The 8,352-nt window shown below is 30.6% G+C and carries 8 protein-coding genes; all 8 read left to right on the top strand.

The window, feature by feature from the left end; genetic code table 11:
• The first annotated feature begins 12 nt into the window (after positions 1–12).
• Positions 13–933: a bifunctional riboflavin kinase/FAD synthetase gene (locus tag FAY47_RS02870; RefSeq protein WP_143314912.1), complete on the top strand. Its 921-nt coding sequence runs from the start codon at positions 13–15 to the stop codon at positions 931–933.
• A gap of 126 nt (positions 934–1,059) precedes the next feature.
• Complete coding sequence (rpsO, locus tag FAY47_RS02875) at positions 1,060–1,323, top strand: 30S ribosomal protein S15 (RefSeq protein WP_143314913.1); 264 nt, start codon at positions 1,060–1,062, stop codon at positions 1,321–1,323.
• 83 nt (positions 1,324–1,406) lie between these two features.
• Positions 1,407–3,515 (top strand): polyribonucleotide nucleotidyltransferase, encoded by a 2,109-nt coding sequence (locus FAY47_RS02880; protein ID WP_143314914.1) that lies wholly within the window; start codon positions 1,407–1,409, stop codon positions 3,513–3,515.
• A 111-nt stretch (positions 3,516–3,626) separates the two neighbouring features.
• Positions 3,627–4,928 (top strand): pitrilysin family protein, encoded by a 1,302-nt coding sequence (locus FAY47_RS02885; RefSeq protein ID WP_143314915.1) that lies wholly within the window; start codon positions 3,627–3,629, stop codon positions 4,926–4,928.
• A gap of 65 nt (positions 4,929–4,993) precedes the next feature.
• On the top strand, positions 4,994–5,278 hold the full coding sequence (locus FAY47_RS02890; RefSeq protein ID WP_143314916.1) for a YlmC/YmxH family sporulation protein: 285 nt from the start codon (positions 4,994–4,996) through the stop codon (positions 5,276–5,278).
• Between the two features lie 18 nt (positions 5,279–5,296).
• Complete coding sequence (dapG, locus tag FAY47_RS02895) at positions 5,297–6,496, top strand: aspartate kinase (RefSeq protein ID WP_143314917.1); 1,200 nt, start codon at positions 5,297–5,299, stop codon at positions 6,494–6,496.
• 69 nt (positions 6,497–6,565) lie between these two features.
• On the top strand, positions 6,566–7,363 hold the full coding sequence (locus FAY47_RS02900) for an ATP-dependent Clp protease proteolytic subunit (RefSeq protein ID WP_143314918.1): 798 nt from the start codon (positions 6,566–6,568) through the stop codon (positions 7,361–7,363).
• 122 nt (positions 7,364–7,485) lie between these two features.
• Positions 7,486–8,352 (top strand): DNA translocase FtsK 4TM domain-containing protein (locus tag FAY47_RS20785; RefSeq protein WP_347562780.1); only part of this gene is annotated, 867 nt, incomplete at its 3' end.

An 8,352-nucleotide genomic window follows, 5' to 3' on the forward strand; every position in this document is an offset into this window, starting at 1 on the left:
GGGGTTAATAAAATGGTATATAAAAATAATAATATTTTAAGAGAAAATAGAAATATAAGTTATATTGCATTAGGAAGTTTTGATGGGCTTCACAAAGGTCATCTTACGTTAATTAGGAAGTTAGTAGATTTAGCTAAGGATAATAAAGGTAAAGGTATAGTTTATACTTTTAAAAATCATCCAAGAACTTTAGTAAAGTCAAAATCTACTCCAAAACTATTATTGGATAATTTGAGTAAAGAAGAAATTCTGAAAGAGAAGAATGTTGATTTAGTTTATTTTCAACAGTTTACAGAAGAATTTATGAAAAACACACCTGAAGAGTTTATAAAATTTCTTATAGATAAATTTAATATAAAAGGTATAGTGGTTGGGTTTAATTATAGATTTGGTTATAAGAATACAGGCGATGTTGAACTTTTACAGAAGTTATCACATAAATATGATTTGGAACTTCATGTAATGGAGCCGTGCAAGTTTGAAGAAGAAGTTGTAAGCAGTACTAGAATTAGAGACGAAATTTTAAAAGGTAATTTAGAGAAAGCTAATAAAATGTTAACTAGAGAATACTTTTTAAGAGGAAAAGTTATATATGGAAGACAAATCGGAAGGACTATAGGATTTCCAACTGCAAACTTAGGCTATTCGGAAGCTGCATTACTGCCTAAAGAAGGTGTGTATTATACAAATGTAATATTGAAAAATAAAAAATATAAAGGAATTACTTCTATAGGGAATAATCCAACTGTTAATGGGAAGACTATAACTGTAGAAACTTTTATTCTTGATTTCGATGGAGATATTTATGGAGAAGAGATAAAAGTTTGTTTCATAGAAAGAATAAGGGATAATAGCAAATTCAATTCAATAAATGAATTAAAGGATCAGCTAAATAAAGATAAAATCTTTGCAGAAAAACAAAAAAACATGTAAATATTGAAAAATGATTTACAATTATAATATGTTTTGTTATAATGACCAGTAGGAACCTAGTCCTATGTTTGAAGGTGCCATCTTCTTACTTGGAACTAAGGGGATAATTTTTGGAGGTGCATACGCATGGATAAGGCAAGAAAATTAGAAATTGTTAAAGAATTTGGAAGAAGCGAAGGGGATACTGGTTCACCAGAAGTTCAAATAGCTTTACTTTCTGAAAGAATTAGCCAATTAACTGGACACTTAAAGGTTCATAAGAAAGACCACCACTCAAGAAGAGGTCTATTAATGATGGTTGGACAAAGAAGAGGTCTTCTAAATTACTTACAAGAACAAGATATCGAAAGATACAGAGCTATTATCAAAAAATTAGGTTTAAGAAGATAATCTTTAGAGCGGGCTAGATCCGCTCTATTATTTTAAAGTTTCAAGAAAAATATGTAAATTTAAAATTGAAGGGAGGTCCTATAATGGGCAATGTGTTAAGCACAACAGTTGCTGGAAGAGAAATGAAAGTTGAATTTGGTAAGGTTGGCATGTTATCAAATGCAGCAATTTTCATGAGTTATGGGGATACAGTAATATTAACTAATGTTAATGCATCAGAAGAACCTAGGGAAGGGATAGATTTCTTTCCATTAAGTGTTGAATATGAAGAAAGATTATATGCAGTAGGTAAAATACCAGGTGGTTTTATTAAGAGAGAGGGAAGACCTTCAAATAAAGCAATATTAAATGGTAGGGCAGTAGATAGAACAATAAGACCTTTATTTCCAAAAGGATATAGAAATGATGTTCAAGTTGTTACTACAGTAGTTTCAGTAGAAAAAGATAATATGCCAGAAATATTGGCAATTAATGCTGCATCGATGGCATTATGCTTATCTACTATTCCATTTACAATACCAGTAGCTGCAGTTCAAGTTGGGCTTATAGATGGTAATTTGATAATAAATCCTAATGCAGATGAAAGGGAGAAATCAAGTCTTCATTTAACAGTATGTGCTACTCGAGAAAAAGTAATGATGATAGAAGCTGGCGGAGATGAAATTGACGAGGATACTATGATTAAGGCTATTAAATATGGATTTGATGCGTGTCAAGGTATAGTTGATTTTCAAGAAGAGGCTATGGAGAAGATAGGTAAAACAAAGGTTGTACCTGACTTATATACTGTAGATGAAGAAGTAGAAAAAGATATAAGAGCATTTGCTACTGAAATGGTAAAAGAAGCAATGTATATTACTGATAAAGACGAAAGAAATGCAGCTGTTGATGCTGTTAATGAAAAAGTTAAGGCTGAATTTGGTGAAAAGTATGAAGGTAAAGAGGCAGATATAAATGAGGTTCTTTATACTATGCAGAAAGAAGTAGTTAGAAACATGCTTCTTAATGATAAGAGAAGACCTGATGGAAGAGCTTTTGATCAAATAAGACCAATAAGTTGTGAAGTAGGTATACTTCCAAGAACTCATGGTACTGGGCTATTTAACAGAGGATTAACTCAAGTAATGACTGTAGCAACACTTGGATCAATTAGTGAAGTACAAATTTTAGATGGAATTGATGAGTCAGAAACAACAAAGAGATATATGCATCATTATAATTTTCCAGGATATAGTGTTGGCGAAGTTAAGCCACTAAGAGGCCCAGGAAGACGTGAAATTGGACATGGAGCATTAGCAGAAAGAGCACTTGAACCATTAATACCTTCAGAAGAAGAATTCCCTTATACAATAAGGTTAGTTTCAGAAGTATTAAGTTCTAATGGATCAACATCTCAAGCCTCCGTTTGTGGTTCTACATTAGCATTATTAGATGCAGGTGTACCGATAAAGAGACCAGCAGCAGGTATTGCTATGGGATTAATTACTTCTAAAGATTTATCTCAAGAAGAAGTGTTAACAGACATTCAGGGTATAGAAGATTTCTTTGGAGATATGGATTTTAAGGTAGCTGGTACAACAGAAGGTATCACTTCAATTCAAGTTGATACAAAACTTAAAGGATTAAGTTTTTATGTAGTGGAAACAGCAATAAGAAATGCTAGAAAGGCAAGATTATTCATATTAGATAAAATGAATGCTTGTATTTCAGGTCCAAGAGAAGAAGTTTCTAAATTTGCACCAAAGACTTGTACAATGCAAATTGATCCTGAAAAGATTAGAGATGTAATCGGAGCAGGTGGTAAAGTTATAAATAAAATAATTGCTGATACTGGAGTTAAGATTGATATTAAGGAAGATGGAACAGTATTTGTATCATCACCTGATCATGATGGAGTAAATGCAGCAATAAAGATAATAGAAGGTTTAACTAAAGAAGTTAAAGCTGGGGAAGTATACTTAGGTAAAGTTACTAAGATAACTACATTTGGAGCATTTGTTGAGATACTTCCAAATAAAGAAGGTTTAGTTCATATTTCTAAGCTTGCTTTTGAAAGAGTGAACAAGGTTGAAGACGTTGTTTCGGTTGGTGATGAAATTTTAGTTAAAGTAACTGAAATAGATATCCAAGGTAGAATTAATCTTTCTAGAAAAGATGCTTTAAAGGAGCAAGAAGAGCAGAAAGAACAATAAAAGGGCAGTAAATTGCCTTTTTTTTCTGTAGAAAAAATAGGAATAGTAAGCCACGAATTTCTTTATAATAATATAGAGAGGATTCGTGACTTTTGTTATAGGAGGATTTTTATGTATAATTTATATACTTTAAAAAATGGACTACGAGTAGTTACTGAAAAAAATGATTCAGTTAAGTCGATTAGTGTAGGAATAATGGTTCAAAATGGCTCGAGGAATGAAAGTGAAGAGTTAAATGGTATTTCACATTTTATTGAACATATGTTTTTCAAAGGAACGACAAAGAGAAATCCAAAAGAAATAGCTGCGTCAGTAGAGGATCTGGGAGGGCAGATAAACGCTTTTACAAGTAAGGAGACTACTTGTTATTATGTAAAAAACTTAAGCACTCATTTAGATCTTTCTTTAGAAATTTTATCTGACATAATTTTAAATTCAAAATTTGCTACAGAAGATATTGAGAAAGAAAAAGGTGTTGTAGTTGAAGAAATTAATATGAGTGAAGATAATCCAGAAGATGCTCTAGATGACTTGCATTCCAAGGTAGCTTTTGCAAATAGTCCATTATCCTATCCTATTTTAGGAACAAAAGAAAAAGTAAAAAGTTTTAGTAGAGAATCTATTAAAGATTTTATAAAGAAAAAATATACTCCTCATAATTCAGTAATATCAGTTTGTGGTAATTTTGATGATGGTGAATTAAAATTATTAATAGAGAAGTATTTTTGTGGATGGAAAAATGATAATATATATTTACCGTCTTATGGAAGTGAGAGTCTTCAAAGAGGTACAGCATCACTTGATAAAGATATTGAACAACTTCATATAGGGTTAGGTCTTAATGGGTTGCCTTTTGGACATGAAAAAGGCTATGCACTGATTCTTTTAAGCAATATATTCGGTGGAGGAGCATCATCAGTTCTTTTTCAAAAGGTTAGAGAAGAGTTAGGATTATGTTATAATATCTATTGTTACCCTCAGGCATTTCAAGGGGTTGGAATGTTAAATATTTATACAGGACTTAGCTCAAAATATGCTGAGAAAGCTTTAGATGTTATAATTAAGGAACTTTATAAGTTCTCTAAAAGTACAATTACCAGTGATGTTTTAGAAATGAATAAGGAAAAAATTAAAGCTAATTATATATTAGGGTTAGAAAGTACTAGTTCTAGAATGTTTAGTAATGCAAAATCTGTGTTGTTTAAAAATAAAATTAGTACTCAGGATGAAGTAATAAAGAAAATAGATAGAGTTAACTTAGAAGATGTAGAGTTTGTTTTGAAGGAATGTTTTGGTAACGGAATAATTAATTCTTCATATGTTGGTAGTAACATAAATTATAATTTATTAGATAATGTTATAGAATCCTCAATTGAAGCCTATAAAAATTCTAGCAAGAAAGTTGAAGTTTAAAATTTAAGAATATATACTTTCTTAAAAGCATATTAATTATGTAGAGATTTTAGGAGGTATATATTATGAGTCATGAGAGTAATATAAAGTTATTGAGTGAAATTGGGAAATATGAACTTATTAATGTTAATGATGGAGAAAAATATGATTGTCTTCAGAATAATGATTTAGTAGTTGATGATTTAGGAAATATAAAATTTCTTATAATAAATGTAAGTAACGGGAAATTGGGCTTTTTAGGAGGTTCTAGGGAATTTATTGAAATTCCTTGGGAATGCGTGAAAAAGATTGGTGCACGTACTATAATATTAGATGCAGAGGAAAATGATATTAAAAAAGCAACTATTTAGTTACCAAGGGGGAAAAACATGAAGATAATAGTTCAAAAGTTTGGTGGAACTTCAGTATCTACAGATGAGAGAAGAATGAAAGTAGTTGATAAAGTTAAAAAAGCTATTAGTAATGGATATAATCCTGTTGTAGTAGTTTCTGCAATGGGAAGGAAAGGGGAACCTTATGCTACAGATACGTTACTTTCACTAATAGATAGTAAATTTAAGCAAGATAATAAGTTAGCTGTAGATTTATTAATGTGTTGTGGAGAATTAATTAGTTCTGTAGTTATGGCTAGTGCATTGCAATCAAAAGGAATTGAAGCAGTTCCATTAACAGGTGGTCAAGCTGGAATAATTACTGATAATAAGTTTAACGATGCATCATTAAAGGATTTTAATGACACTAGAATATTAGATATATTAGGAGAGGGAAAAGTTCCTGTTATAACGGGATTCCAAGGAATAACTGAAGATGGATACTTTACAACATTAGGTAGAGGCGGCAGCGATACATCAGCAGCCATATTAGGAGTAGGGTTAGATGCTAATGAAATTGAAATATATACTGACGTAGATGGAATAATGACAGCTGATCCAAGAATAGTTGAGGAAGCTTCGTTAATTAATGTACTAAGTTATGATGAAGTATTTCAGTTAGCTGACCAAGGAGCGAAAGTTATTCATCCGAATGCAGTAGAAATTGCAAAGGTTGGTAATATACCTATAGTTATTAAAAATACTATGAATGACTGTGATGGTACTATTATTAATAGCGTTGGTGATAAGAAAAACAAAAGACTAGTAACTAGTATTACAAGTCATAGTGATAGAGTTCAGGTTTGTATTAAGTTAGAGGACAATAAAGGTAATGACAGATACCAAGATATACTTGAGATAATTGCTGAAAATAAAATATCTTTAGATTTAATAAATATTTTTCCTACAGAACAAATATTTACAATTTCAGTATCAGCAAAAGATAAAGTAATAAATATTTTTAATGAGTTAAATATTAATGCAATAATTAAAGAAGATTTAAGCACTATTGCGTTAGTTGGAGCAGGAATGAAGGGCATTCCAGGTGTTATGGCTAAGATATATAAAGCGCTATATGATAATAAAGTCGAAGTTTTACAAACAGCTGATTCTCATATGACTATATGGTGCTTAGTTAAGACAGATGATTTAAGTGAAGCAATAAATGCGCTTCATAAGGCATTTAAGTTATGTTAAAAGAGATTATAAAATAGTATAAATTTTATCCTCCTGTACAAAATAAAAATGTACAGGAGGAGTGCTTTTATGGATAATAATAAAATCAAGGGAAAATCAGAAGAAAAAAAAGAAAATGGTGAAGCAACTGAAAACCTAGAAAAAATGAAATCTATGAAAGATTTTGGAAATATGGGGATGGCTTCACCAAATGAAAGAGTACAGATATTATCAATAATAGGGCAAATTGAGGGGCATATGGTTTCACCACCACAGACTAAAACTACGAAGTATGAACACGTTATACCTCAGCTTATCGCTATTGAACAAAATGAGAATGTAAAAGGTGTTTTGATAATTTTGAATACGGTAGGAGGAGACGTGGAAGCAGGTCTTGCTATAGCTGAAATGATAAATTCAATTTCAAAACCTACTGTATCAATAGTTACTGGTGGAGGTCATTCTATTGGAGTTCCACTAGCAACATCGGCAGATTATTCTTTTATTACCCCTTCGGCAACAATGATAATTCATCCTGTTAGAATGAATGGATTTGTTATTGGGGTTGATCAAACTTTTCAGTATTTCAAAAAGATGCAGGAAAGGATTAATGATTTTATAGTTAGGACGTCTGATATAACTCATGAAGATCTAAACAATTATATGAAGAGAACAGATGAGTTACTTAATGATGTTGGTACTATGCTTATAGGAAAAGAAGCAGTGGAATGTGGACTAATTAATGCAGTTGGAGGTGCAAGTGAAGCTTTAGCAAAACTTAACTCTTTAATTGATGAAAATGAAAATCAGAAAGAAAGCAAAGAAAAGAAAATTACTAAGAAAAGTACTAGGAAAAGAAAGATAGTATCAAAAAGTAGTCAAAGATGAGGATGAATGGGAAATTAATAGGACACTTTTTAGTGCCATAACAGTTAATTTCCTATTTTTTATTTAAACTAAAGGAAAATGGACATGCTATGTAGAAATAACTAAAGTGAGGTGATTAGAAAGTGGGTAGACAGACCAAGAATAAAAATAGCAAAAAATCTACAAAGAGTAGTAAGGAAAGCAGCAAAATGGAAATTAAGGGTATTATATTTGTTGCTATAGGATTACTAACCTCAATAGCTATATATACAGATTTAGCAGGATTTTTATCAAGTTTTGCTCAAAGAGTATGCCATTTAGTAATTGGTATTGGATCATATATGCTTCCAATTTATCTTTTATATTTAGGATATACTTATTTTAAAGAACGAGGAAATATTACTTTAGGAAAAAGATTTTATGGAGTAACACTTTTTATAGTAGTTATAATTTTTATTAGTGGAACTATATATATACAATCTGTAGAAGATCCAGATAATTTTGGAGGTAATTTAGTAACTATATTCAATTTAGTAGCAGAAGGAGAAAGAGCACTAAATGGTGGATTGATTGGATATATTATAACTTTTCCATTATATAAATTTATAGGTGCTGTTGGATCATATATTCTATATATTGCGCTTTTAATAATTGCGTCTATATTAGCTTTTGATTTTTCAGTGGTGAAGGCAGGAGAAGTTGCTAAAAATAAAAGTAGAGAATATAGATTAAAAGATAAATCAAAAAAACAAGAGGTTAAAAAAGAAAAATTAGATGATGATTATATTAAGTTATTATCTAAGCAGAATAGCACTGAAGAAAAATCAAAAGATGAATTTTTAAAAGATGTTGACCATAAAATTAAAATTTTAGATTTTATGAAAAACTCATCGATTGATGATGAAGAGGAGTTAGAAGCAGAAATAGCAAGTGATAATGATATTTTTATGAGTAATAAGAGAGAGCAACCTACATTAATAGAGCAGCAAGCTCCATTAAATGAAAAAAAG

The sequence above is a fragment of the Clostridium sp. HBUAS56017 genome (genome assembly GCF_007115085.1).
Lineage (GTDB): Bacteria > Bacillota > Clostridia > Clostridiales > Clostridiaceae > Clostridium > Clostridium cibarium.